This window comes from Kocuria sp. KRD140 (assembly GCF_017168375.1).
Lineage (GTDB): Bacteria > Actinomycetota > Actinomycetes > Actinomycetales > Micrococcaceae > Kocuria > Kocuria marina.
This window is the reverse complement of sequence record NZ_JABFAW010000002.1, coordinates 129,207-155,323: the sequence shown is the minus strand read 5'-3', so window position 1 is coordinate 155,323 and position 26,117 is coordinate 129,207. Positions and strand designations below refer to the sequence as shown.

At 68.2% G+C, this 26,117-nt stretch carries 19 protein-coding genes and 4 tRNA genes; 14 read left to right on the top strand and 9 right to left on the bottom strand.

Going from position 1 to position 26,117, the window contains the following annotated elements; genetic code table 11:
• Positions 1-10 precede the first annotated feature (10 nt).
• On the top strand, positions 11-3,283 hold the full coding sequence (locus J1M36_RS02930) for an AAA family ATPase (protein ID WP_206478623.1): 3,273 nt from the start codon (positions 11-13) through the stop codon (positions 3,281-3,283).
• Between the two features lie 9 nt (positions 3,284-3,292).
• Positions 3,293-4,579 carry a hypothetical protein gene (locus J1M36_RS02925; protein ID WP_342358277.1) on the top strand — a complete coding sequence of 429 codons (1,287 nt, stop codon included), beginning with the start codon at positions 3,293-3,295 and terminating at the stop codon, positions 4,577-4,579.
• Positions 4,580-4,658: 79 nt separating this feature from the next.
• Here the strand turns inward: J1M36_RS02925 and J1M36_RS02920 are convergent, their stop codons facing one another.
• The 8 genes from J1M36_RS02920 to bcp form a co-directional block, all read right to left on the bottom strand.
• Complete coding sequence (locus J1M36_RS02920) at positions 4,659-5,342, bottom strand: MBL fold metallo-hydrolase (protein WP_131332689.1); 684 nt, start codon at positions 5,340-5,342, stop codon at positions 4,659-4,661.
• The gene (locus J1M36_RS02915; RefSeq protein WP_206478622.1) at positions 5,339-6,436 is read right to left on the bottom strand and encodes an S-(hydroxymethyl)mycothiol dehydrogenase; all 1,098 of its coding nucleotides are present in this window, start codon (positions 6,434-6,436) and stop codon (positions 5,339-5,341) included. The genes J1M36_RS02920 and J1M36_RS02915 overlap by 4 nt, the downstream gene beginning before the upstream one ends.
• A 257-nt stretch (positions 6,437-6,693) precedes the next feature.
• The gene (locus tag J1M36_RS02910) at positions 6,694-7,773 is read right to left on the bottom strand and encodes a YihY/virulence factor BrkB family protein (RefSeq protein WP_206478621.1); all 1,080 of its coding nucleotides are present in this window, start codon (positions 7,771-7,773) and stop codon (positions 6,694-6,696) included.
• 313 nt (positions 7,774-8,086) lie between these two features.
• Entirely contained in the window at positions 8,087-8,437 is a 351-nt protein-coding gene (locus J1M36_RS02905; RefSeq protein WP_231885488.1) for a MarR family winged helix-turn-helix transcriptional regulator, read from the bottom strand.
• Positions 8,438-8,744: 307 nt separating this feature from the next.
• Positions 8,745-10,229 carry a malate:quinone oxidoreductase gene (locus J1M36_RS02900; RefSeq protein ID WP_098054729.1) on the bottom strand — a complete coding sequence of 495 codons (1,485 nt, stop codon included), beginning with the start codon at positions 10,227-10,229 and terminating at the stop codon, positions 8,745-8,747.
• 115 nt (positions 10,230-10,344) lie between these two features.
• Positions 10,345-11,952 carry an ABC transporter substrate-binding protein gene (locus tag J1M36_RS02895; RefSeq protein ID WP_286738145.1) on the bottom strand — a complete coding sequence of 536 codons (1,608 nt, stop codon included), beginning with the start codon at positions 11,950-11,952 and terminating at the stop codon, positions 10,345-10,347.
• Positions 11,953-12,004: 52 nt separating this feature from the next.
• A tRNA-Leu gene (locus J1M36_RS02890) sits at positions 12,005-12,089 on the bottom strand.
• A 155-nt stretch (positions 12,090-12,244) separates the two neighbouring features.
• Positions 12,245-12,718 (bottom strand): thioredoxin-dependent thiol peroxidase, encoded by a 474-nt coding sequence (gene bcp / locus J1M36_RS02885; protein WP_064845691.1) that lies wholly within the window; start codon positions 12,716-12,718, stop codon positions 12,245-12,247.
• 287 nt (positions 12,719-13,005) lie between these two features.
• On the opposite strand from bcp, the gene J1M36_RS02880 reads away from it, so the two are divergent.
• Entirely contained in the window at positions 13,006-13,521 is a 516-nt protein-coding gene (locus tag J1M36_RS02880; protein ID WP_064845690.1) for a MarR family winged helix-turn-helix transcriptional regulator, read from the top strand.
• Positions 13,522-13,648: 127 nt separating this feature from the next.
• Here the strand turns inward: J1M36_RS02880 and J1M36_RS02875 are convergent.
• A tRNA-Lys gene (locus tag J1M36_RS02875) sits at positions 13,649-13,721 on the bottom strand.
• Between the two features lie 165 nt (positions 13,722-13,886).
• On the opposite strand from J1M36_RS02875, the gene J1M36_RS02870 reads away from it, so the two are divergent.
• From J1M36_RS02870 to J1M36_RS02820, 11 genes are all read left to right on the top strand, one after another.
• Positions 13,887-14,864: an NAD(P)-dependent oxidoreductase gene (locus J1M36_RS02870; RefSeq protein WP_206478620.1), complete on the top strand. Its 978-nt coding sequence runs from the start codon at positions 13,887-13,889 to the stop codon at positions 14,862-14,864.
• A 364-nt stretch (positions 14,865-15,228) separates the two neighbouring features.
• Positions 15,229-17,106, top strand: coding sequence for an acetolactate synthase large subunit (locus J1M36_RS02865; RefSeq protein WP_206478619.1), 1,878 nt, complete (start codon positions 15,229-15,231; stop codon positions 17,104-17,106).
• Between the two features lie 3 nt (positions 17,107-17,109).
• A complete protein-coding gene (gene ilvN / locus J1M36_RS02860; protein WP_064845687.1) occupies positions 17,110-17,619 on the top strand; it encodes an acetolactate synthase small subunit in 510 nt (169 codons plus the stop codon).
• A 98-nt stretch (positions 17,620-17,717) separates the two neighbouring features.
• Complete coding sequence (ilvC, locus tag J1M36_RS02855) at positions 17,718-18,743, top strand: ketol-acid reductoisomerase (protein WP_085106315.1); 1,026 nt, start codon at positions 17,718-17,720, stop codon at positions 18,741-18,743.
• A 144-nt stretch (positions 18,744-18,887) separates the two neighbouring features.
• Positions 18,888-20,441, top strand: coding sequence for a methionine--tRNA ligase (gene metG, locus J1M36_RS02850; protein WP_206478618.1), 1,554 nt, complete (start codon positions 18,888-18,890; stop codon positions 20,439-20,441).
• Between the two features lie 212 nt (positions 20,442-20,653).
• On the top strand, positions 20,654-21,742 hold the full coding sequence (locus J1M36_RS02845; RefSeq protein WP_131332697.1) for a 3-isopropylmalate dehydrogenase: 1,089 nt from the start codon (positions 20,654-20,656) through the stop codon (positions 21,740-21,742).
• Between the two features lie 108 nt (positions 21,743-21,850).
• Positions 21,851-22,948 carry a branched-chain amino acid aminotransferase gene (locus J1M36_RS02840; RefSeq protein WP_206398982.1) on the top strand — a complete coding sequence of 366 codons (1,098 nt, stop codon included), beginning with the start codon at positions 21,851-21,853 and terminating at the stop codon, positions 22,946-22,948.
• A gap of 117 nt (positions 22,949-23,065) precedes the next feature.
• Entirely contained in the window at positions 23,066-23,839 is a 774-nt protein-coding gene (locus tag J1M36_RS02835) for a fumarylacetoacetate hydrolase family protein (RefSeq protein WP_206478617.1), read from the top strand.
• A gap of 194 nt (positions 23,840-24,033) precedes the next feature.
• Positions 24,034-25,554 (top strand): glutamate--tRNA ligase, encoded by a 1,521-nt coding sequence (gltX, locus tag J1M36_RS02830; protein WP_206478616.1) that lies wholly within the window; start codon positions 24,034-24,036, stop codon positions 25,552-25,554.
• Positions 25,555-25,697: 143 nt separating this feature from the next.
• Positions 25,698-25,769, top strand: a tRNA-Gln gene (locus J1M36_RS02825).
• Positions 25,770-25,933: 164 nt separating this feature from the next.
• A tRNA-Glu gene (locus J1M36_RS02820) sits at positions 25,934-26,006 on the top strand.
• Positions 26,007-26,117: the final 111 nt, after the last annotated feature.

Below are 26,117 nucleotides of genomic sequence, written 5' to 3'. Positions count from 1 at the left end.
GCTGCATCGGATGGAGATCACCGCCTTCGGGCCGTTCGCCAAGCGGGAGACGGTGGATTTCGACGTCCTGAACGAGGCAGGGGTCTTCCTGCTCAACGGCGAAACCGGGTCGGGTAAGACCAGCGTGTTGGATGCCATTTGCTTCGCGCTCTACGGATCCGGGCCCACGACTGCCGCCAAGGGCGGGCGCAAGGCCCAGCACAGTGATCATGCGGATCCCCGCACCGGGCCGCGCGTCGAGTTGGAGTTCACGGCGGGCGGCCGGCGGTGGCACGTGAGCAGGACGCCCGCGTGGCGCGAACCGTCCTCCCGGGCTGCGTCCGGGTGGAGCGACCGTCACGCCACGGTGTCATTGCGGGAACACGTGGCGGGGGAATGGGTGGACCGTGGTTACCGCCCGGACGACGTGGGGCAGACCATCCACCACGTCGTGGGTCTGGACCGTGAGCAGTTCACCCAGGTGATGATGCTTCCCCAGGGCCAGTTCGCCAGGTTCCTGCAAGCCGGTTCCAAGGAGCGGGAAGACCTCCTGGAAACGCTGTTCGGCACGGACGTCTACGCGGACATCCAGGATGAGCTGAAAACGCGCTCGGATCGAGCCAAGAGCGTCCTGTACGAGGCGGAACGCGAGGCGGAACGAGCGGACGAGGTCCTCGCCCGGCTCAGGGAACGCGTGGCCCACACGGTCGCCCGGTTACCGGTGGACGTCCTATCGGACCTCCCCGGGGCGCTCCGGACCCGATTGGATCTCCCATCGGACGAGGGGTCGGTCGGCGACGTCGCCGTGGGCACTGCGGCGGACCCCAACGGTGGAGAAACTGACGCGGGTTCGTCTGACCAGGGCCGAGCCTCGACCAGTGCTGCGTCGGCCGCTTCGGAGGAGGGGCCTGCGGACGGGAAATCGGGGGACGCCGACAACGAAGGGGGCCCGGATCGATGGCGTGAGCTGGTCGACGACTGCGACACCCTCGTAGACACGGTGGGCCGGGCACGGGACGGCGCGGCGTCGTCGTACACAGGGGCCCAGCAGCGCTACGCACAATTGGAGACCCTGCATTCGCTGGTCAGGAGGCGCGGCGAACTCACGCGGCGCCGGGATGAACTCGCGGAGTACGCGGAGCAGTCGGAGGACGCGGCCCGACAACTGCGCGAGCACGAGGCGGCACAGGAATTGCAAGTACCGCTCGTGGAACTGCGTGACGCCCGACGGCGCGTCGCGACCCTTGACGTTGCCGTCACCGACCTGCGTGCCACTGTCACGGGGGACGCGCCGTCGGCCCGCGTGGCTCAGCACATTCTGGGTCCGGACGCGAGCCTCATGGACGCCGTGGACGAGTCCGGGCAGGTGCCCGCGGGTCTGCGCGATGCAGTCGTGACCGCGCGCGAATCCGCCAGGGGCGCCGTGGCCCAGGAGGAGTCGCTCACGAGGGACGAGGAGGAGGCGGCTCGTGAACGCAAGGCCCTTTCGGCGCTCGAGGAGCGGGCGACGCACCTCACCCGGGACCTCGCCTCCGCGCGGGACGCCTTGACCCGCAGCGAGGAATCGCATCGCGAACTCCTGGGGGAGGTCAAGGACGAGGCCCTCGTGCGCGAACGGGCCCGCACCGCGCGGGAGGCCGTGGCCGCGAGTCGGGAATACGCACGGGCCCGGGCGGAGGAGCAGGAACGGGCGCGCCGGTACCGGGAGGATGAAACCGCACGGCGGGCTGCCGCCCAGCACGTGGAAGCGCTCGAAGCGCAGCGCTACGCGAGTGCGGCCGCGACCCTCGCCGCCGGGCTGGAGCCGGGGGATCCGTGCCCCGTGTGCGGAGCCACGGAGCACCCGCACCTCGCCGGCGCCGGAACCGAGGACGAGGTCACCGATGACGCACTCGATCGCGCACGCGCCGCCCGGGACACCGCACAGGACACCGTGGATGCATCCCACGCAGCGTGGCAGCGGGCGCAGACCGGTGCGGCCGAGGCGCTCGCGCGCGGCGCGGACACGGACGTCGACGCCGCCGTGGACCGGCGTCGCCACGCCGATGAGGAACTGGCCCGACTCGAGCAGAGCCTGACCCGGGTGCGCCGGGGTGAGGCCGAGATCGCGGCTGCTCGGCGGGAGGTCCAAGATCTCGAGGGGGAGGGGACGCGGATCAACGGTGACATCGCGGGGACCCGTGCGCGCCTCGAGGGACTCCTGACACGGTGCGACCGGGTGCGTGAGGAGTTGGCCCTGCGCATCAGGGGTTTCGATTCGGCCACCGAGTTCCTCGAACGGTCCGAGCACCTCGTGCGCACGGTGAGCGAGTGGGAATCGCAACAGCGGGCGCTGGAGGCCGCGCAACACGAGGTCCGCACCGCGCAGGGTGCCGTGGAACGTGCCCTTGACGCGTCCCCGTTCGAGACCGAGAGCGCCGCGGACGAGGCTCTCATGGACCCGGCGGACGCGGCCGGACTCTCCGAGCGGCTCACCGCCCTGCAGGAGGAGCGGGACTCAGTCTCGGCGGAACTCGCGACCCAGGACATGCAACGCGCCGAGGGGCTCAGCGCCGAGGAACGCGCGGGCTTGTCCGAGGAAGCACTGGCTCGCACCGCCGCCGAACGGGACGGGTACGAACAGTTGCGGGATGCATTGAACCAGAAGCTGGGCGGACTGCAGACCCTCGCGGCCGACGCCGCATCCCACGCCGAGCACATGCCCGCCCGACACGCCGAACTCGAGCGCGCTCGAGAGAACGCCCAGCGCCTGAGCGGACTCGCGGACGTGGCCACCGCGAATTCCCCCGAGAACGCCCTGCGGATGACCCTGACCTCGTTCGTGCTCGCCGCGAAACTCGAGCACGTGGCCGCGGTGGCGTCCGAACACCTCGCACGGATGTCCTCCGGCCGCTTCACACTGGTGCATACGGATCGCACCCGAGGGGGTGGCAAGTCCGGGCTCGGACTCGAGATCGACGACTCGTGGACCGGTGTCCGCCGCGGTACGGAGACACTGTCCGGCGGGGAATCCTTCTTCACCTCGCTCGCGCTCGCCCTGGCTCTTGCGGATGTCGTCCGGTCCGAGGCCGGGGGACGGGAGATCGACACGCTCTTCGTGGACGAGGGTTTCGGCTCCCTTGACGAACAAACCCTCGAGCAGGTCCTCGAGACCCTGGACGGATTGCGCCGCACGGGGCGGGTCATCGGTGTGGTGTCCCACGTGAGCGAGATGAAACAGCGCATCGACACCCAGCTCGTGGTCACCAAGACCCCCGGTGGCTCGCATCTGTCGGTCGTCGCGGGGCCGTGGGATGCCGCGTAGGCTGAGGTCGTGAGTACCGCCATCCGCCGCCCCGCGCCCGAGAAGCCCGGCAAGGTGCTCACCCCGCGTGAACGCACCGTGCGCAGTGATCGCGGGCTGGGCGCGATCACCATGTTGCTCCGCCTGCCCCAGGTCATGGCCCCGTTGGGCCTGCTCACGCTCGTGGCGGTCTCGTCCTCCTCCGCGTGGACGGCCGCGTTGAGCTCGGCGTCCCTGTGTCTCGGCATAGCCGTGAGCGGCGTGGGTGTGGCCGCGCTGGCCAACGCCCGCTGGCGATTGTGGGCCCTGGTCGCGTTCTCCCTGATCCAGGGGATCATCCTCTGGGTGCTTTCACGAGCCCAGGTCACCGAGATCCCGGTCTCGTGGGATGCCGTGTCCGCGCTCGCGCCGTTCTTCGTGGCCGGCGTGGTCATGACACCCATGGGACTGGCCGCGCGGCTCCGCTGGGCCTCCGTGTTGCGAGCACAGGACCGGTCACAAGCGTTCCCGGCGGCCATGCGCCGTGAATCCGTGAACGAGGGACTGGCCACGGTGCTGGGTGCCGCGCTCACGGGACTGCTCGCTGTGACCATGGGCCCGGCGGTGGTGCTGCGTTTCGCCGCCGTGTGGACCGTGCTGATCACGGCGGCATTCGTCCTGCATTCCTCCGCCCGCTGTCCCCGCGCGGATATGCCCCTCTGGTCCTGGCGACGCCCCCGCGGCGCGCCCGGGCGCAGCCGTGCCGTGTTCCGGCTGAGCCATGGATTGATCTACGGTGTGGCGGCGCTGAACGCCCTCATGGGCGCGGTACTCGGGTGCCTCGTGGTGTACTCAGTGTCCCTGGACAGCGTGGAGACCATGGGGGTCATCTATGCGTTGCTGGGGTTCGGGGCCGCCGTGGGGTCGAGCCTGGCCGTGCGTTTCCGCCGCCGGTTGAGCGCTGAGAACATGTGGATTCTCGCCGCCACGGGTGCACTGCTGGCATCCATGCTCATGTCCGGGCCGTCCGGTTTCGTGGGGTATTCCCTCGTGCTCCTCGCGCTCGGGTTGTTCTCAGGCCCGTGCCTGCTGTGCCTCCACAGCAGTGCCGGTTACGTCACTGCGGGCAGCGACTTCCTGGGACTCGTGGCACGCATGACTGTGACGTCGAGCATCGCCACGGCGCTGGGACTCACGCTCAGCGCGTACCTGGGCGTACACTTCGACGACATGACCGCGGCCATGGTCCCCATGGCGGCCGCTATGGTGCTGTTGGCCACCGCCCTCATCTTCAACTACACGCAACGCCGCAGCCCCGGGCCCAGGCCCCGCATCTGACGCTGCTCACACGACGACGCCGCCCGGGCCGGTTCGCAGGGGACCGGGCCGAGCGGCGTCGTACCGCGAGCGCGATCACTCAGTGGCCGCGGGCGATCCATTCGCTCAGGTGTGGCTTCTCCTGGCCGATGGTCGTGGAGTCGCCGTGACCCGTGAGCACGAGGGTGTCCTCGGGCAGCGTGAGCAGCCGTTTCTCGATGGAGTCGATGATCGTGGGGAAGTCCGAATAGGACCGCCCCGTGGCACCCGGGCCGCCCTGGAATAATGTGTCCCCGGTGAAGACCACCCCGTTCTCACCCAGGTGCGGGGCGTGGAACACCACGGACCCGGGAGAGTGGCCGGGGGTGGCCAACACGGTGAACATCACGGTGCCAGCGAGGATCTCCTGTCCGTCTCGCAACGGCTCGGGCTCGGGCCCCTCCGGGTAGACGGCGCGCCACAGCATGAGGTCCTCGTGGTTCATCATGATCGGGGCGTCCGTGCCCGCGCGGTCGGTGAACTCGCGCACCGCCGCGATGTGGTCGTCGTGACCGTGGGTCAGCAGCACGTGCGTGATGGTGCGGTCCGCGACGGCGGCGAGCACGGCGTCGGGGTCGTGCGCGGGATCGATCACGACGCACTCGGCCTGGTTACCCACGACCCACACGTTGTTCTCCACGTCGAAGGTCTCGCCGTCCAGGCTGAACGTGCCCTCCGTGACGCAGTTCGTGACGGTGACGCCGCCGCGCGGGTCGGTCAGGACGGTCTGCGGTGCGCGCGTCATCGGGCCAGTTCCACGACGGAACGCAGGACCTTGCCGGACTTCATGGTCCCGAACGCGGCGTCCACGTCCTCGAGGGCGATGCGCTCGGAGACGAAGGCATCCAGGTCCAACCGGCCCAGGAGGTACTGGTCCACGAGCATCGGGAAGTCGCGCGAGGGCAGGGTGTCCCCGTACCACGCGGACTTGATGGACCCGCCGTGGGAGAACACCTGGTCCAGCGGGATCTCCGCCACGGTCCCGGGATCGGGAACGCCCACCAGGACCATGCGACCTGCGAGGTCACGCGCCTGGAAGGCCTGCATGAAGGTGTCGGCCACGCCCACGGCGTCGATCACGAGATCCGCACCGTGACCGCCCGTGAGCTCGCGGATGGTCTCCACGGGATCCACGGAACGAGAATTGACGGTGTGGGTCGCGCCGAGCTGCTGCGCGGTGCTCAGCTTGTCGTCGTCCACGTCCACCGCGATGATCGTCGTCGCACCCGCGAGCGCCGCACCCGCGACCGCGGCGGTTCCCACGCCGCCGCAGCCGATGACCGCTACGGACTCTCCGCGCTTGACCGCACCGGTGTTGATCGCCGCGCCGATCCCGGCGGTGAGGCCGCAGCCTAGCAGACCCACCGCGGCGTACTGTTCGCCCTCGAGCGGGGATTCGATGAGGGTGCACTGCCCGGCCGCGACCAACGTCTTCTCCGCGAACGCACCGATCCCCAGGGCGGGCTCGAGTTCTGTGCCGTCCTCGAGGGTCATCTTCTGCTCGGCATTGTGGGTGTTGAAGCAGTACCACGGTTCACCGCGGCGGCACGCCCGGCATTCGCCGCACACCGCGCGCCAGTTGAGGATCACGTGATCGCCCACGGCGACCTCCGTGACACCCTCGCCCACGGCGCTGACCACGCCTGCGGCCTCGTGCCCCAGGAGATAGGGGAAGGCGTCCCCCACGCCGCCCACCTTGTAGTGCAGGTCCGTCTGACACACCCCGCACGTGAGCACGTCCACGAGTGCCTCGCCCGGCCCCGGATCGGGGACCAGGATGGTTTCAACGGTGGCGGGCTCGTTCTTGGCCCGCACCACCACGCCTTTGACCTTGTGCATACGGTTGCCTCCGTCGTCTCGTAGCTTCCTAGCGTCCTTCCAAGTATGCATGGTGGCCGCCACGCATCGTACGACGACGCCGCGTCGTTCGCCCCGCGACGAAAACCGGGTGCGGATGACGAGCCGGGAGATGATCCGGGTCGACGAGAAACCGGATGACGAACCCGCTCGGCGACACCGGGTGCCAGGCCCTGAACATGAGAACGCGGGCCCGCACGATGGTGCGGGCCCGCGTTGCCAAGGATCGTCGTGGGGACTCAGGAGTCCTGGGAGTAGTCCACGTGCTCGGTGCGCAGCCGGATCTTGCGCCCCTCGGCCTCGAGCTTCTCCTCCTTCTCCTTCTGCTTCTTCACCTGGGTGGTGTCCCGGGGAGGCAGCTGGACGGCGTGCTCGGCACGGATCCCGCCCTGCAACTGGCGGCCACGCTCGAGTTCGGCGTCCACCTCGGCGCCGAAGAGGAGCACGTTGTTCATGATCCACAGGCCCAGGAGCAGGATGATCACGGAGCCGATGACGCCGTAGGTCGCGTTGTAGCTCGAGAAGTTCGCCACGTAGAAAGCGAACCCGAGCCCGGCGATGATCATGAACACGAGCGCGATGGCCGCACCCGGGCTCAACCACTTGAACTTGGGCTGCTTCACGTTGGGCGTCGCGTAGTACAGGATCGCAATGAGCAGCACGAGCAGGAACAGGATGACGGGCAGCTTGGCCCAGTTCCACACGGTCACGGTGGTGGAACCCAGACCCACCAGGTCACCCACGGTCTGCGCGAAGTCACCGGAGAGCAACACCATGAACATCACGGCGGCCACGATCAGCACGATGATCAGGGTGATCAGCAGCATGATGGGCTTGAGCTTCCAGAAGGGGCGGCCCTCGGAGATCTCGTAAATGCGGTTCATGGCGCGGGCGAACGCACCGGTGTAACCCGACGCGGTCCACAGGGCACCCACGACACCGACGACCAGGGCGAGCCCGGCCCCGGACTGCGTGGTCAACTGGGAGATGGGCCCGGACAGCAGGTTCACGAGGGCCGCGGGAGCGTAGCGGTTCAGGAAGTCCAGGATGGCGTTCGTGGTGGCCTCACCCTGACCGAACACACCGAGCAGGGACACCAGCGCCAGCAGCGCTGGGAAGATCGAGAGCACCGCGAAGTACGTCAACGTGGCGGCCAGGTCGGTGCACCCGTCCTTGCTGAACTCGGACACGGCCCGCTTGAAGACGTAGCCCCACGACTGCCCCTTGAGTTCGGTGGGGGAGTCGGGTTTGGCGTCGTGGTCCGGGTCAGGGGCGGCGTTCTCACGACGTGCCGTGGACTCCAGGTGCTGACTGGTCATGGGGGTCCTCTCCAGGAGCGGATGTGGTGGCTGCGCAAAGCAGGTACTCCCAGAAGTTTAGCGACCTCCCGGCCCCTGCCCACGCACCGTGCGCCTCTACGGCGCCGGCCCCGGTACTGCCGACGACGCCGCCGCACGGCGCAGCGCCATCGGGCGCGGCACTGCATCATATGGTATCGGGGCATGCGGCACCGCCGGGGCGCGACTCCGCTGTACGCGACGTCGCCGGACACGACACCGCGCCCACGACAAATCGTGGGCGCGGTGTGGGCCGCCGTACGGGCGGGTCAGTGCGTGCAGCGGTGCGGATCGGTCACCGTGACAACGACAACGCGTACTGATGGATGCGTTCACTCAGTCGCGTGAGCACCCTGATCTCCTGGGCGTCCAGAGCGGTGCTCATGACGTCCGCGACCATCTGGTCGTTGTCCTGCGAGATCTGCTCGTAGAGCTGGGTCCCGGCATCGGTCAGGGCGACCCGCACACCGCGCAGGTCCTGGGAATCCTGGCGCCGGGTCACGAGCCCCTTGTTCTCGAGACGCTCGAGCATGCGTGAGAGGCTCGATTGCGTCAACAGCACGTGGCTGTTGAGATCGCGTAACCGCAGGCCACCCCGGCCGGTGGTGCACAGCGCGGCCAGGACCTCGAACTCACGACGAGACAAGCCGCGTAAATCCACTCCGCGTTGGAGCTGACGTGTCACCGACACATGGCAGCGGCTTAGTGCATCCCACGCTTCGACACTCCCCCTTGATGTCATTCTTCCCCCTTTGACAACGTCCACCCCCTATGGACGTTATCTACATGTTACGAGAGGGGATGAGCGCGCCCCCAGCGAGCGGTGTCCACACTTGTGGCCGGGAGGACAGAGCCTGTCCACGCATTGGGGCACAGCTGATCAGAGGTGGAGACGACGGAGGGTCTTTGTGCGCAGTGCATAAAGACCCTCCGTAACGCCCGCCGGAACGGGACTACTTGATGCCGAGCACCTGGGCGGTGTGACCCATGATCTCGTCCGCGAGCTGCGGGTTCTCATCGAGCTTCTTGCCGTAGGAGGGGATCAGCTCCTTGATCCTGGGCTCCCACTCGGACATCTTTGCCGGGAAGCAGCGGGAGAGCAGGTTGAGCATGATCGGCACGGCCGTTGACGCGCCGGGGGAGGCGCCCAGCAGAGCACCGATCGAGCCATCCGCGCTGGTCACGAGTTCGGTGCCGAACTGCAGCACGCCGCCCTTCTGCCGATCTGACTTCATGACCTGCACGCGCTGACCGGCCTCGATGAGCTCCCACTGGGACTCCTCGGCGGCGGGGTAGTACTCCCGTAGGGCGTCCATGCGTTGGGACCGGGTCTTGGTCAGTTCGCCCACGAGGTACTTGACTAAGTCCAGGTTGGCCAGACCCGCACGGGTCATGGGGTAGAGGTTGTGTGCGCGCACGCTCTTGGGCAGGTCCAGCAGGGAACCGTGCTTGAGGAAGTTGGGCTTGAACCCGCCGTAGGGCCCGAACATCAGGGTGCGCTCGCCGTGGACGTAGCGCGTGTCCAGGTGGGGCACGGACATGGGCGGGGCGCCCACGGAGGCCTGGCCGTAGACCTTGGCGTTGTGCTGGGACGTGACGGTGGGATCGGTGTTGCGCAGGAAGAGACCGGAGACGGGGAACCCGCCGAAGCCCTTGGCCTCCCGGATCCCCGACTTCTGCAGCAGGGACAGCGCGCCGCCGCCGGCACCCAGAAAAACGAAACGCGCGTGGATGACGCGGTTGTTGTCGCTGTTGAGCCTGTCCTCGACCGAGACGTTCCAGGAACCGTCGCTCTGGCGTTTCAGCGTGGTGACCTCCTGGCCGTAGCGCACGGTCAGGTTGCGCCCGGTCAGGTGGGTGAGCAGCTGGTTGGTGAGGGCACCGAAGTCCACGTCCGTGCCCTCGGGGGCGAAGGTCGCCGCCACGCGACCGGCGCCGCGGCCGTGCATCGTGAGGGGCGCCCACTCGGCGATCTGGTCGCGGTTCTCGGTGAACTCCATGCGCTCGAACAGCTTGTGAGGCTTGAACGCGTCGTAGCGGGCGCGCAGGTAGTCCGCGTGGTCCTCACCGAACACCATGGAGATGTGGGGCACGGGGTTGATGAACGTGTCGGGGGACTCGAGCGTGCCGTTCTCTACGAGCGAGCTCCACAGCTGGCGCGTCACCTGGAACTGTTCGTTGATGTTCAGTGCCTTCTTGGCGCTCACAGTGCCGTCCGCGGCCTGGGGTGCGTAGTTCAGTTCGCACAGCGCAGAGTGTCCGGTGCCCGCGTTGTTCCAGGCATTGGAGCTCTCGAGACCCGCGGCGTTGAGGCGCTCCAGGACGGTCATGGACCAGTCCGGCTGCAGGTCGCTGAGCAGGGTCGCGAGCGTGGCGCTCATGATGCCGGCGCCCACCAGGACGACGTCGACGGATTCGGTGGGTTGAGATGAAGTCACATTGTCTCCCGTGCGTGCATGATCGACGCGGCACTGCGCCGAGGCTTTCCGTTGTCCAGGGTATCCCCAGCTCCAGTCAACTCCCAACGGAGCCGCCGGGCACACATGGTGCGGTTCAGGCCAGGCGCAGCTCGTTGAAGCGTTCGAACCCCGTGGAGGTCAACGGGAAGGACGCCACGCGCGAGTTCACAGCCACCGCCGAGACGGGGTGCGCGAGCGGCACGGCCGGGATCACCGCCGAGACGCGGTCATTGAGCGTGCGGTACGCGGCATTGCGGGCGTCGCCCTGGGGCATGGTGGCGGCGCGGTTGACCGCGGTGAGCAACCCGGCGTCGTCGTCCCCCAACTGTGCGTCGGGGGTGCCCAGCAACGGGCCCATGAAGCCGTCGGGGTCGCGGAAGCTCCCGCTCCAGCCCAGGAGGCTGAACGCGTGGCCCGCGGTGGGGTCGGTCACGGCGTCCACGTACCCGTCGTCCCAGTCCATGGGGACGGGGTCCAGACGGAAGCCCGCACGGGTGAGCTGCGCCGAGATCTGCGCGTACACGCGCTCCGGTTCCTGCAGGTACATCCGGGACGTATTGCGCGGGTAGTAGAAGCGCAGGGCCTGCCCCCGGTAGGAACTGGCCCGCAACTGGTCCCGGGCGCGCTGGGGGTCGTAGCCGGGGATCTGCAGGTTCTCGCCGTCCACGTTGAACCGGGCGGGGACGAACTGGTCCGCCACGTTGGTCCCGCTGGGGTACAGCTGGGACGCCAGGGCACCGCGGTCGATCGCGGAGGCGACGGCGCGGCGTACCGCGACGTCCCGCAGCACGGGGACGGAACGGTTGAACCCGAGGTAGGACACGGAGTAGGGGTCGCGGTAGAGCACCTGCACGCCGCGGCGCGCGAGGGGCGCGAAGGCGTCGAGCCCCACGAGGTCGTACGCGTCCACCTCACCCGTGAGCAGGGCCGCACAGCGCACATGTGCGTCACGGATGACCCGCATCTCGAGGGTGCCCACGTCCCCGAGCTCGCCCCAGTAGCCCTCGTGGGCGGAGAGCTTCACGGTGTCGGCGGTCGCCGAGTCGAAGCGGAAGGGGCCCGTGCCCACGGGGTGCTCGTTCTCCGTCCCCGCCTCGATGCTCGCGGGGGAGGCGATCCCGAACGCCGGCTGGGTCAGGGCGGCCAGCAGCGGCGTGTAGGGGCGGGTGAGCTTCACCACCACGGTGCGCTCGTCCGTGACCTCCGTGCCGGCGTAGGCCGAGGCCACGAGCGGGCTCGACGTGCCGTGGCGGAAGGCCGTGGCGAACGCACAGCGCGAGGCCCACGGTTCGGAGGACTCGGCCTGGGCCTGCCACTTGTCGAAGTTCGCCTTGACCGCGGCGGCGTCCAGCGCGGCACCGTCATGGAAGCGGACCCCCCGGCGCAGGGTGAACGTCACGGACCGACGATCATCCGCGAGCTCCCACGACTCCGCGAGGCCCGGCGCGGGCTCACCGGTCGAGCGGTCCGCCGTAACGAGCCCCTCCAGGATCTGCGTGGCGATCCGGGCCGTCTCCTGCGAGTTCCTCCGGGAGGGGTCCAGCCCCGCCGGTGCCGCGGCGTGCGCCAGAACAAACGTGTTGCGGGGTGCGGTGGCGCTCGCCGAGGGGCGGGCGGTCGTGGACCCGCAACCGGTGAGCATGAACCCCGCGCCCGCGAGGGAGAGGAAGGAACGCCGTCCGAGGCGGTTCTCAGCAACCACGGCGCATCCTTTCTCTGGCCGCCGCGTCGTCGCACGGCAGTACGCGGCATCATGGTGCGCAAGACGGGAATCGAACCCGCACGCCGTGAGGCACAGGAACCTAAATCCTGCGTGTCTACCAGTTCCACCACTCGCGCTGACATCGGGACCCGGACCCGGCCTGAACGCGGAGGGGGTGCCCGGAATCGTCCACCATACTAACCAGTGACTAACCAGTGCTTCCTCCGCGCTCGCCGAGAAGCGCGCGGTGCGGCCCCGGTTCCGGGTCCCAGGCCGGGCGGCGGCCGCCCGCTCAGGTGTCGAGGCCGAGGTCCCGGCGCAGCTTGGCCACGTGCCCCTTGGCGCGCACGTTGTACTGGACGAGGCTCACCGTCCCCTGTTCGTCGAGCACCACGGTCGAGCGGATGAGACCCTCATAGACCTTCCCGTAGTTCTTCTTCTCGCCCCACGCGCCGTACGCCTCCGCCACGGCGTGGTCCTCGTCCGAGAGCAGCGGGAAGCCCAGACCCTCGTTCTGTGCGAAGCGCTCGAGGGCAGCGGGAGCGTCCGGCGAGATCCCGAGCACACGGTAACCCTCGGCACCGAACGAGGCCATGTTGTCCCGGAAGTCGCACGCCTGCGTGGTGCAGCCGGGGGTCTCGGCGCGGGGGTAGAAGTACAGGATGACCTTGCTACCGCGCAGGCCCGCCAGGACGACGGGCTCCCCGTGGGCGTCGGGCAGGGTGAAATCGGGAGCGGCGTCCCCGGGGGACAGACGAACGGTCATGGCGTGATCCTTCCTGGTGAGTGACAGGTGTTCCCTAAGGACGCGTTCTCACGTACAGTTCAGGGATGCACCCGAGCATGCCATGCTTCGGGTTCGCGCACCGGCTCCGGTCTCGGTCCCGCCGTACGACGTCGCTGCGTCCGCCCCGCGCCCAGCGCGCACGGTCCCGGGCGGTTCCCGCAGTCGCACGAGAGGGGGTCGCAAGACGATGTTCGGCGCGGGGATTTGACTGGCGGGGTGCCCCGTAGTATTGTTCAGCGATTTCGTCGAGCGGATACGATAGTCCTATGTCCTACAAGAACCAGTGGCCCACGAACCGTCTGCTGTCCACGGCGGCTCGCCTCGTGGAACACGCGTGGAACGAGAACCTCGCGTCTCTCGGTATCACCCACGCGGGCGTGATGGCCCTGGACGTCCTCCGCTCGGAGGGCAGCATGACGCAGGCGCAACTGGCCCACCAAGTGCGCGTCCAGGCCCAGACCATGGGCAAGACCCTGCACCGGTTGGAGGTGCATGGTCACATCACGCGTTCCCGCAACGCGCTCGACCGCCGTTCCCACATGGTGAGCATCTCCCCGGCGGGGGAGCGGGTCCTCGTGGACGCCGCGCGGTTGGAGAAGGGGTTGCTGGGTAGCGACCGTGACACGGACGAGCAGTTCCGCCGCAAGCTCATCGACCTGATCTCCACCCTGGGTGGTGCACGCTGGCGCATGGAGGTCGAGGATGGCGCCGAGACCCCGGCCGGTCCCACGGAGGGTGCCGACTCACCGACGGAGTCGGAACACAGCGCCACGTCGCGCTGACCCCGGCGGCGCAGCGGCGTCGTCGTGACCCGGAACACGACGAGCGGCGGGGCGACCGCGCACGCTCGTTGAGTTCAGACAGCGAAAGGACCGGATCACATGTGATCCGGTCCTTTCGGTCGTTCCGTGCGCCCCCAGGGACTTGAACCCTGAACCCATTGATTAAGAGTCAATTGCTCTGCCAATTGAGCTAGAGGCGCGGGCGTTGGACGGGTCAGCGGGCGGTGTTCGCCGTTGCTTTCTCCCTCGCAACGAGAGATTACTTTAGCACCACGGCGGGGGGAGTCAAATCGGGCTGCGGGGTGCCGATGGCCACGTCCGTAGTACGGGTCCTACGGCGTATACCGGACCGTAGAATCGGGGGCATGAGCCACTCCCAGGATGTTCCGCTGTCCGACCTGCGTGTGATCTCCTTGCCCGAGCAGCAGCTCTTCGACGAGATCAGCGCCGAAACCACCGATTTCACGTGCGTGCTGTGGGATCTGGAGAACGAGCCGGAGGGCTGCGCCCGGGAGGACGTGGACATCGCCGTGGCCCCCTACTACAGCGGGCGCTGGCTCAAGGACCCCTCCGTCGTGCGGGACGTGAGCCTGGTGCAGTTGCAGTCCACGGGCTTCGACGGCGTGCCCGAGAAGATTGGTGAGGACGTGGCCCTGGCCGCCGGCGGTTGGGTGCACGCGGCCGGGACCGCGGAGATCGCCCTGGGACTGATCATCGCCGCGCAACGCAACCTGGACCGGGCCGTGTTGCAACAGCACGAGGGAGTCTACAAGCGGTACTTCTCGCGCGCGGTGGCTGACTCTCGCGTCACCGTGGTGGGCGTCGGGAAGATCGGAGGCGCGGTCATCTCCCGACTCGCACCGTTCGAGGTGAAGCTCACTCGAGTGGCTTCCCACGCCCGCGAGGACGAGGCCGGCCGTATCCACGGCATCGACGAACTCGACGAGATCCTGCCGCGCACCGACATCCTGGTGCTCGCGCTACCCCTCGGCGATGCGACCCGCGACCTGGTGGGCGAGCGGACCCTGGCACTGCTGCCGGACGACGCCCTCGTGGTCAACGTGGGCCGGGGTCCCGTGGTGAACACGGACGCCCTGACCGCGGAGGTCGTCTCGGGCCGTCTTCGCTGCGCGCTGGACGTGGTGGACCCTGAACCGCTTCCCGGTGACCACTCCCTGATGAGCGCGGCGGGCTCGATCGTGCTGCCCCACGTGGGCGGCTCCAACGTCTCCTTCCGGCCCCGGGTGCGCAAGCTGATCCTGGAGCAGCTGGAACTGATCCGGCAGGGTCGCTCACCGCAGTTCCTCGTGCAGCCGGGCCGACTGGCCCTGCAGGACGAGTGAGCACGGACAACCACGGTCCCGCACGGTCGACCACGGACGGGCTCGCGCACGCGGACGGGGGTGCCACGGTGGGGGACACAATGTTTCACATTGTGAGAAGGGGTGTCCGTAGTTTGACACCCGCGTTCTGTGGGTCACACCATGGTCGGTATGACAACGGCACTGCGCATCGTGGTAGACCTCGTACCGGTCGTCCTCATTGGACACCGGGCCTGAGGAGTACTCGACGCGCGTACCCGCCAGGCCCTCAGCCCACGGAACCCGTGGCAAGGGCCTTTTTCCATGTATGACGACCTGTCACCGGCTCGCCCCGCGCCACCCCGCTCGGCATCTCGCACAACACAGCAGGTAAGGACACAGCACTATGAGTAAGGATCAGCCGATCTCACCGGCGGTGATGGCCCAGCGGCGGCCGCCCGCGGCTTCGGTGCCCCGGCCCGCGGAGACGGACCAGGCACGGCTGACGGGTACCGCGGCGGAGGTCGTGGCCCCGGAGGAGATGACCGGTTCCCAGGCGATCATCCGCTCCCTCGAGCAGCTCGGTGTCACGGACGTCTTCGGTCTGCCGGGTGGTGCCATCCTGCCGACCTACGACCCGTTGCTGGACGCCGAGAAGATCAACCATATCCTCGTACGCCACGAGCAGGGTGCGGGGCACGCCGCGGAGGGCTATGCCCTGGCCTCGGGTCGCGTGGGCGTGTGCATCGCCACGTCCGGTCCCGGTGCCACGAACCTCGTGACGGCGCTCGCGGACGCCAACATGGACTCGATCCCCATGCTCGCGATCACCGGTCAGGTAGCCAGCTCCGCGATCGGTTCGGACGCCTTCCAGGAGGCGGACATCGTGGGCATGACCATGCCGGTGACCAAACACTCCTACCTGGTCACGGACGCCCAGGAGATCCCCCGGGTCATCGCGGAGGCTTTCCACCTCGCCTCGACCGGGCGTCCGGGACCCGTCCTGGTGGACGTGGCCAAGGACGCCCAGCAGGCGATGATGACCTTCAGCTGGCCCCCGCAGATGGAGCTGCCGGGCTACCGTCCCGTGACGCGCGGACACTCCAAGCAGATCAAGGAGGCCGCCCGCATGATCGCGGCGGCACAGCGTCCGGTGCTCTACACGGGTGGCGGCGCCATGCGGGCGGACGTGCCCGCGGAACTGCTCGAGCTCGCCGAACTCACCGGCGCGCCGGTGGTCACCACGCTCACGGCGCGGGGGACTTTCCCCGACTCGCACGACCAGAACCTGGGCATGCCCGGGATGCACGGGACCGTGCCGGCGGTGTACGCGCTGCAGCAGTCGGACCTGCTGATCACCCTGGGAGCGCGCTTCGACGACCGCGTGACCGGTCAGCTGAGCTCGTTCGCCCCGAACGCCAAGGTGATCCACGCGGACATCGACCCCGCGGAGATCTCCAAGAACCGCGTGGCGGACGTGCCCATCGTGGGGGATCTCAAGTACGTGATCCCGGACCTCACCCAGGCCGTGCGCCAGGAGTTCGAGGAAACCGGCACGCCGGATCTGGGTCTGTGGTGGGATACCCTGAACTCCCTGAGCGAGACCTATCCGCTGGGCTACACCAAGACCGATGACGGTCTGGGCAGCCCCCAGTACGTGATCGAGCGGATCTCCGAGCTGACCGGGCCGGATGCGGTCTACGTCTCCGGTGTGGGACAGCACCAGATGTGGTCCGCGCAGTTCGTGGACTACGAGCGGCCCCGGCAGTGGCTGAACTCCGCGGGCCTGGGCACCATGGGCTTCGCGGTCCCCGCGGCCATGGGTGCACAGGTGTCCCAGCCGGACCGCGTGGTGTGGGCGATCGACGGTGACGGGTGCTTCCAGATGACCAATCAGGAACTTGCCACGTGCGTGATCAACAATATCCCCATCAAGGTCGCGGTGATCAACAACTCGTCCCTGGGCATGGTGCGCCAGTGGCAGACCCTGTTCTACGACGGTCGCTACTCCAACACGGAGCTGAACACGGGTCACAACTCCCGCCGCATCCCCGACTTCGTCAAGCTCGCGGACGCCTACGGCTGTGCCGCCCTGCGCTGTGAGAAGGACGAGGACGTGGACGAGACCATCAAGAAGGCGCTCGAGATCAACGACCGCCCCGTGGTGATCGACTTCGTGGTCTCCGCGAACGCGATGGTGTGGCCCATGGTCCCCGCCGGGGTCTCCAACGACCAGATCCAGATCGCCCGCAACATGACGCCCGAGTGGAACACGGAGGACTGATCGATGAGCCGACACACTCTTTCCGTCCTGGTGGAGGACAAGCCGGGCGTGCTGACCCGCGTGGCGGGGTTGTTCGCGCGGCGCGCGTTCAACATCCACTCGCTCGCGGTGGGCCCCACGGAGCTGAACGGGATCTCCCGGATCACCGTGGTGGTCGACGCTGAGGGTGAGCTGCTCGAGCAGGTCACCAAGCAACTGAACAAGCTGATCAACGTGATCAAGATCGTGGAGCTGTCGCCGGAGTCCTCCGTGCAGCGGGACCACATCCTGGTCAAGGTCCGCGCGGACGCGGCCACCCGGTTGCAGGTCACGCAGGCCGCGGACCTGTTCCGCGCCACGATCGTGGACGTCTCCACGGAATCCGTGGTCATCGAGTCCACCGGATCGCGCGACAAGATCCACGCCCTCATGGACGTCCTGGAACCCTTCGGGATCCGGGAGATCGTGCGAGCCGGCACCGTGGCCCTGGGCCGCGGCCCCAAATCCATGTCCGATCGCGCCCTGCGTCACTGACCGCTCGGCCGCAGGACACCGCATCTCGCGCAACGCCCGTGCCGTTGCGCCCCGACGTGCAATGCCCATCCGCTATTCGAAGGAGATAGAGCAAGCCCATGGCAAAGATCTACTACAACGACGACGCCGACCTGTCGATCATCCAGAACCGCTCCGTGGCCATCATCGGCTACGGCTCGCAGGGCCACGCCCACGCGCTGAACCTGCGTGACTCGGGCGTGGACGTCCGCATCGGCCTGTCCGAGAACTCCAAGTCCCGCGCCAAGGCGGAGGCCCAGGGCCTGCGCGTGCTGACCGTGGCCGAGGCCGCCAAGGAAGCGGACGTCATCATGATCCTGACCCCGGACCAGGTCCAGGCGCAGGTGTTCGAGGAGTCCATCAAGGACAACTTGGACGAGGGTGACGCGATCTTCTTCGCGCACGGCTTCAACATCCGTTTCGGTTACATCACGGCCCCCGAGGGCGTGGACGTGGCCATGGTCGCCCCCAAGGGCCCGGGCCACACCGTGCGCCGCGAGTTCGAGGCCGGGCGCGGGGTCCCGGACCTCGTGGCCGTCGAGGTGGATGCGTCCGGTCAGGCGCTGCAGCTCGCGCTGTCCTACGCCAAGGGCATCGGTGGCACGCGCGCTGGCGTCATCAAGACCACCTTCACCGAGGAGACCGAGTCGGACCTATTCGGTGAGCAGGCCGTGCTGTGCGGCGGCATGTCCCACCTGGTCCAGTACGGCTTCGAGACGCTGACCGAGGCCGGCTACCAGCCAGAGATCGCGTACTTCGAGGTGCTGCACGAGCTCAAGCTCATCGTGGACCTCATGGTTGAGGGCGGCATCGCCAAGCAGCGCTGGTCCATCTCCGACACCGCCGAGTACGGCGACTACGTCTCCGGCCCGCGCGTGATCGACCCCTCCGTCAAGGAGCGCATGCAGGACGTTCTCAAGGACATCCAGGAGGGCGTCTTCGCGGACCGCTTCATGAAGGACCAGGCCGCCGGCGGCAGCGAGTTCAAGGAGTTGCGCGCCAAGGAGGAGAAGCACCCCATCGAGACAACGGGCCGCCAGCTGCGCTCGCTGTTCGCGTGGGAGCAGACGGACGAGGACTACACCGAGGGCACCGCCGCTCGCTGATCCCTCCTTCCGTTGCCTCCTCGCCGACAGGGCGTGACATAACTGACGACGACGCCGCGGTGCCCCTCCCACGGGAGGGGCACCGCGGCGTCGTACCCACTTCAAGGACGACGGGCACGGTGCGCGGGTCGATAGAGTGGTGGGGTGACTGAGCAGACTCCCTTCTACGTGACCACGGCCATTTCCTACCCCAACGGCGCGCCGCACATCGGCCATGCCTACGAGGCGATCGCCGCGGACACCCTGGCCCGGTTCAAGCGGCTGGACGGCTTCGACGTCCGCTTCCAGACGGGGACGGACGAGCACGGCCAGAAGATGCAGCAGACCGCCGAGAAGCTGGGCGTGAGCCCTCGTGACCTCGCGGACGCCAATTCCGCGCGCTTCCTGGCCATGGACGACAAACTGCAGATCGGTTACGACCGCTTCATCCGCACGACGGACGAGGACCACTACGCGGCGTCGCAGGAGCTGTGGCGGCGCATGGAGGCCAACGGGGACATCTACCTGGGCAAGTACGCCGGGTGGTACTCCGTGCGGGACGAGGCCTACTACGCCGAGGACGAGACCGAGGTGCGCTCGGACGGTCAGCGCTACTCGATCGGTACGGGCACGGAGCTCACGTGGACCGAGGAGGAGAGCTACTTCTTCCGGCTCTCCGCGTACCAGGACCGCTTGCTCGAGCTCTACCGCACCGGGTTCGTTCAGCCCGAGACGCGCTCGCACGAGATCGCGTCCTTCGTGAGCGGCGGACTGCAGGACCTGTCCATCTCCCGCGCCACGTTCGACTGGGGCGTGCCCGTGCCGGGCAACCCCGAGCACGTGATGTACGTGTGGGTGGACGCCCTGACCAACTACCTCACGGGTCTGGGCTACCCGGACACGGACGTCGAGCTGTTCCGGGCGTTCTGGCCCGCGGACGTGCACCTGATCGGCAAGGACATCGCGCGCTTCCACGCCGTGTACTGGCCGGCGTTCCTGATGTCCGCGGGGCTCGAGCTGCCCCGGAAGGTCTTCGCGCACGGGTTCCTGTTCAACCAGGGCGAGAAGATGTCCAAGTCCGTGGGCAACGTGATCGATCCCCACGCCCTGATCGGCGAGTACGGGCTGGACCAGTTGCGCTTCTTCCTATTGCGAGAGGTCCCGTTCGGCCAGGACGGCAACTACTCGCACGACGCGATCGCCGGACGCATCAACTCGGATCTTGCCAACGACCTCGGCAACCTGGCCCAGCGCAGCCTCTCGATGATCGCCAAGAACCTCGGGGGTGCGGTGCCGGAACCGCGGGACTTCACTGCCGAGGACCTCGAAATGCTCGAACAGGCGGAGTCGGCGGTGGGGGACTACCGCGCGGCGTTCGACGAGCTCGCGTTCCACCGCGGTCTGGAGACCGTGTGGCGGGTCATCGCATCGGCCAACCGTTACTTCACGGCGCAGCAGCCGTGGGTGCTGCGCAAGACCGATCCCGAACGGATGGCCACCGTGCTGTACGTGACGGCGGAAGTGCTGCGCATCGTCGCGATCCTCGTACAGCCGGTCATGCCGGATTCCATGGCCAGGCTGCTGGACCAGCTCGGTCAGCCCGAGGGGCAGGCGCGGCAGTTCTCGGCCCTGGGGACGCGGCTCGCCGCGGGGACCGAATTGCCCAAGCCCTCCGGCGTGTTCCCGCGCTACGAGGCCCCGGAGGCGCTCCAGGACTGAGGTACTGCGGTATCGAGGTGCGGTGGCCGGGTCGTCGTCGGTCGGCTCGGCCGTTGCCTGTCCGCACGACGCCGCAGCGACCGTTGCGGGCCGGCCGAGCGTCGTCGGGCCGGTCGGCTGTCAGCGGATCTCGCGCCCACTGTTCGTCTCGCTATATGAAACCCGGGTTCACCATGTGGAAGGCCGCGGCGGGCGCACCTAAGCTGGCCTCCATGAGTCCGACGTCACCTTCCGCACCCGCCCGCAGCCACTCGATCGCCGTCCTGCCCGGTGACGGTATCGGCCCGGAGGTCGTGGCCGAGGCCGTCAAGGTCCTCGACGCCGTGACCCGCCCCGCGGGGGTGACCCTCGAGAAGACGAGCTACCCGCTCGGCGCCGAGCACTGGCTCGAGACCGGTGAGGTGCTCAACGAGGACACCATGGAACGGTTGCGTTCCCACGACGCGATCCTGTTCGGTGCCGTGGGTGCCGCCCCCAACGACAAGCGCATCCCCTCCGGGATCCTCGAACGCGATCTGCTGCTCAAGCTGCGCTTCGGGTTCGACCACTACATCAACCTGCGCCCCGCGGTGCTGTACCCCGGTGCCACGAGCCCTCTGTCGGACCCGGGAGAGATCGACTTCGTGGTCGTGCGCGAGGGCACCGAGGGGCTCTATGCGGGTAACGGTGGCACGCTGCGCACGGGCACCGAGCACGAGATCGCGACCGAGGTGTCCGTGAACACGGCCCACGGTGTCCGCCGCCTGGTGCGCTACGCGTTCGACCTCGCGAACAGCCGCACGCGCAAGCGGCTGACCCTGGTCCACAAGCACAACGTCCTGGTCAACGCCGGGCGGCTCTACCAGCGAACCGTGGACGAGATCGGGGAGCAGTACCCGGACGTCACCGTGAACTACATGCACATCGACGCCGCCACGATCTTCATGACCACCGACCCCGCGCGCTTCGACGTGATCGTGACCGACAACCTGTTCGGGGACATCCTCACCGACCAGGCCGGCGCGGTCACCGGGGGTATCGGTCTGGCGCCCAGCGGCAATATCAACGCGGACCGCACCGCGCCGTCCATGTTCGAGCCCGTCCACGGCTCCGCCCCGGACATCGCCGGTACCGGCACCGCCCAGCCCACGGCCGCGATCCTCGCGGGCGCCATGATGCTCGAGCACCTGGGCCACCCCGATCTCGCGGAACAGGTCAACGCCGCCGTGCGCGCAGACCTGGAGGCGAACGGTTCCGCGCAGCGCAGCACGTCGCAAGTGGGCGACGACGTCGTGGCGCAGTTGGGTGCGCGCAGCGCCTAAGGTCCGCGTCCGGGCCACCGCGGGCGGGATACTGGGAGCACATCATCACGTGCCAGCGCACCGCCTCAGCAGGGATGCCCGGCAGCACGCCGTCGAAGGAGAACACCAGTGAGCACTGAATTCGTTAAGCAGCTCAACCCTCACCCCGCAACCGATGAGGTGCGCGAAGCCGTGTTGCGGAACCCCGGTTTCGGCAAACACTTCACGGACCACATGGTGTGCATCGACTGGCAGGGGGACGTGGAAGCGAACACCGGCCGCTGGGACAACGCACGGCTGCAGCCGTACGGCCCGCTGAGCCTGGACCCGTCCACCGCCGTGCTGCACTACGGCCAGGAGATCTTCGAGGGACTCAAGGCCTACCGGCACGCGGACGGATCCGTGTGGAGTTTCCGCCCCGAGGTCAACGCCGCGCGGCTGAATCGCTCGGCGCAGCGGCTGGCCCTGCCCACGCTGCCCGAGGAGACGTTTGTAGATGCCATCCGCGAGCTCGTGGCCCAGGACGAGAAGTGGGTTCCTTCCGGGGAGGGCGAGTCCCTCTACATCCGTCCGTTCATGATCGGTACGGAGCCGTTCCTGGGGGTGCGTCCGTCCAGGGAGGCGCTGTTCTCCGTGATCGCGTCCCCGGCGGGCAATTACTTCGGCACGGTCGAACCCGTGGACATCTGGCTCTCGCGCACGTACGCCCGCGCGGGCAAGGGCGGCACGGGCTCCGCGAAGTGTGGTGGCAACTACGCGGCGTCGTTGATCGCCCAGATGGAGGGGGACGCGCACGGGTGCAGCCAGGTGCTCTTCCTGGACCACGAGCGCGGGGACGCGGTCGAGGAACTCGGTGGCATGAACGTGTTCTTCGTCTTCGACGACGGCCGGCTCGTGACCCCCGAACTGACCGGGACCATCCTCGAGGGGATCACGCGCGACTCCGTGATCCAGCTGGCCAAGGAGCGCGGGCTGCAGGTCGAGGAACGCGCCTTCACCCTGGACGAGTGGCGCGAGGGCGTGAACTCGGGTCATCTCACGGAGGTCTTCGCGTGCGGCACGGCCGCGGTGATCGCACCCGTGCGGCGGCTCGTGAGCCACGACGAGACCATCGGCCCGGAGGACGCGGCTCCCGGCGAGGTGACCATGTCCATCCGCAAGCAGTTGCTGGACATCCAGACCGGTAAGGCGGAGGACACGCACGGTTGGTTGACCCGCTTGGCGTGATCCACGTGGCGTGAATCCCTCGGCACGCTTCGCGTGGCGGGGTCCGTGCCACCCGTTCGACCAGCCGCCCCCGGTCCGACCTCGGTTGCACCGGGGGCGGCTGTGTAGCCTGTGAGCATGCGCATCGCACGGTTCACACACGACAACGAAATCCACTTCGGCACGGTGCACGGGGAACCCGGCGTCGAGACGCTGCGGTACCTCACCGGCGACCCTCTGTACGTGGGGATCCAGGAGCTCGAACGCACCGTGGCCGTGTCCGAGGCCCGCTTGCTCGCCCCGGTGATCCCGCGCTCCAAGATCGTGTGCGTGGGGCGCAATTACGCAGCGCACGCGAAGGAGCTCGGCAACGAGCTGCCGCCCGCTCCCATGCTGTTCTTCAAACCGAACACCGCGGTGTCCGGTCCCGGCGATCCCGTGACCCTACCCAGCTGGGCCGAGGAGGTCTCGTACGAGGCCGAGCTCGCCGTGGTGATCGGGCGCATGTGCAAGGACGTCCCCGTGGAACGCGTTCCCGAGGTCGTGTTCGGCTACACCGCCGCGAACGACCTCACGGCCCGCGACGCCCAGCGCACCGACGGCCAGTGGGCCCGGGCCAAGGGGTTCGACGGCGCGTGCCCGATCGGCCCGTGGATCGAGACCGAGCTGGACACCTCCGCCCTGTCCGTGCGCTCCACCGTGAACGGGCAGCTCAAGCAGGACGGCAACACGCGGGACATGATCTTTGACGTGGCCACGCTCGTCTCCTACGCGTCCGAGGCCTTCACTCTGTTGCCCGGTGACGTCATCCTCACGGGAACCCCCGCGGGGGTCGGGATCGTGGACGAGGGCGATCAGCTCTCCGTGCAGGTCGAGGGGATCGGCGAGCTCACCACGGTGCTGCGGCGCTGACCCGGCGCGCCGCCAGCCCACCCCCCCGGGGTGCGCCGTCGCCTGACGACCCGGGGCGCACGCGTTGCCGAGCCGTCCCTCGGCGCGCCGTCGTCGGAGCCGACCGGGGCGGTGCGGCAGCGCTCGCCGACGCCCGCGCGGGCAGTCCCCGTACCCGCCGCGGGGATGACTCCTACCCGTAGAATAAACGCATCATGACTGACGACGCAGCGACTTTGCACCCCACCGTTCCCGCCGACGCACCCGTGCGCGTGCGCTTCTGCCCGTCCCCCACGGGCACCCCGCACGTGGGTCTGATCCGCACGGCCCTGTTCAACTGGGCGTGGGCCCGCCACACGGGCGGCACGCTGGTGTTCCGGATCGAGGACACGGACGCCGCCCGCGATTCCGAGGAGAGCTTCCAGCAGATCCTGGACGCCCTGGGCTGGCTGGGCATCACGTGGGACGAGGGCGTCAACGTGGGCGGACCCCACGAGCCCTACCGGCAGTCCCAGCGCGGCGAGACCTACCAGGACGTCCTGACCCGGCTCGTGGCCGGCGGCTACGTCTACGAGGACTTCTCCACGCCCGAGGAGGTCGAGCAGCGTCACCGTGCCAAGGGTGAGGATCCCAAGCGCGGGTACGACAACTTCGATCGCGACCTCACAGAGGAGCAGAAGGATGTGTTCCGGGCCGAGGGCCGCAAGCCCGTGCTGCGCCTGCGCATGCCGGACGAGGACATCACGTTCACGGACCTCGTGCGCGGTGAGATCACCTTCAAGGCGGGCTCGGTCCCGGACTTCGTGGTGGCCCGCGCGAACGGCCAGCCGCTCTACACACTCGTGAACCCCGTGGACGACGCCCTCATGGGGATCACCCACGTACTGCGCGGCGAGGACCTGCTGTCCTCCACGCCCCGGCAGATCGCGCTGTACCGCGCCCTCATGGGCATCGGGGTCGCCGAGTTCATCCCCGAGTTCGGGCACCTGCCCTACGTCATGGGGGAGGGCAACAAGAAGCTCTCCAAGCGGGACCCGGAGTCCAACCTCTTCCACCACCGCGACAACGGGTTCATCCCCGAGGGTTTGCTGAACTACCTGGCCCTGCTCGGGTGGTCGCTGTCCGCGGACGAGGACATCTTCACCGTGGACCAACTCGTGGCGAACTTCGACATCCACGACGTCCTGGCCAACCCTGCGCGCTTCGACCTCAAGAAGGCCACGGCGATCAACGGCACGCACGTGCGCATGCTGGACCCCTGGGACTTCCGGGACCGGCTGATCCCGTACCTGCGCTCCGCCGGCCTCGTGGGGGAGACCCTGACCGAGAAGGAGAACGACGTCCTGGATCGGGCCGCCCCGCTCGTGCAGGAGCGCATGAACCTGCTCGGTGAGACCCCCGGCCTGCTGGGCTTCCTCTTCCTGCCGGACGAGCAGATCGAGATCGCCCCGGACGCCGCCAAGCAGCTCAAGGACAGCGCACCCCAGGTGCTCGACGCCGCTCTCACGGCTCTCGAGTCGCTGGAGGAGTTCTCGGCCGAGAAGATTGAGATCGCCCTGCGCGAGGCAATCGTGGATGGCCTGGGGATCAAGCCGCGCCTGGCGTTCGGCCCGGTCCGCACGGCAGTGTCCGGCCAGCGGATCTCCCCGCCCCTGTTCGAATCCCTCGAAATCCTGGGGAAAGAATCGTCGCTCAAGCGCATTCGCGCGCTGCGCGAGCACCTCGCCGCGTCCTGACCCGATCCGTCCGCGACGGGTGGGTGTCACCCGGGAGGCGACCCCCACCCCGCGGACCGGTTTGGCAGCCGCGGGTTCCCCGGGTATAGTTATTGCTCGTTGCGCGGCCGATCCGGTGCGGACCGGGTGGGCAGCGAGACCATTGGGATATGGTGTAATTGGCAACACAACGGTTTCTGGTACCGTCATTCTAGGTTCGAGTCCTGGTATCCCAGCGCTTTCTGGCATCGGACGGACCACGGTTCGAACGGACCGAGCATCGCTGTTCCACGGCGGGTTTTCCCGAATTGGAGCATGACCGCGAAGATGTTACTGTTTGGTGCGTCAACGCGGGACCGCACAGGAACGAGTTTCCGACAGCGGTCCACGGAAAGTACACGGCCCCATCGTATAGCGGCCTAGTACGCCGCCCTCTCACGGCGGTAACGCGGGTTCGAATCCCGCTGGGGTCACTACGGAAGAGCCTCGGTTTCCACGGAAACCGGGGCTCTTCGCATGTCTGCCACCCACTGCTCCCGTCCGTTCCCGGCGCGCTGCCGCGACGCCCGCGTGACGGCTGGCAC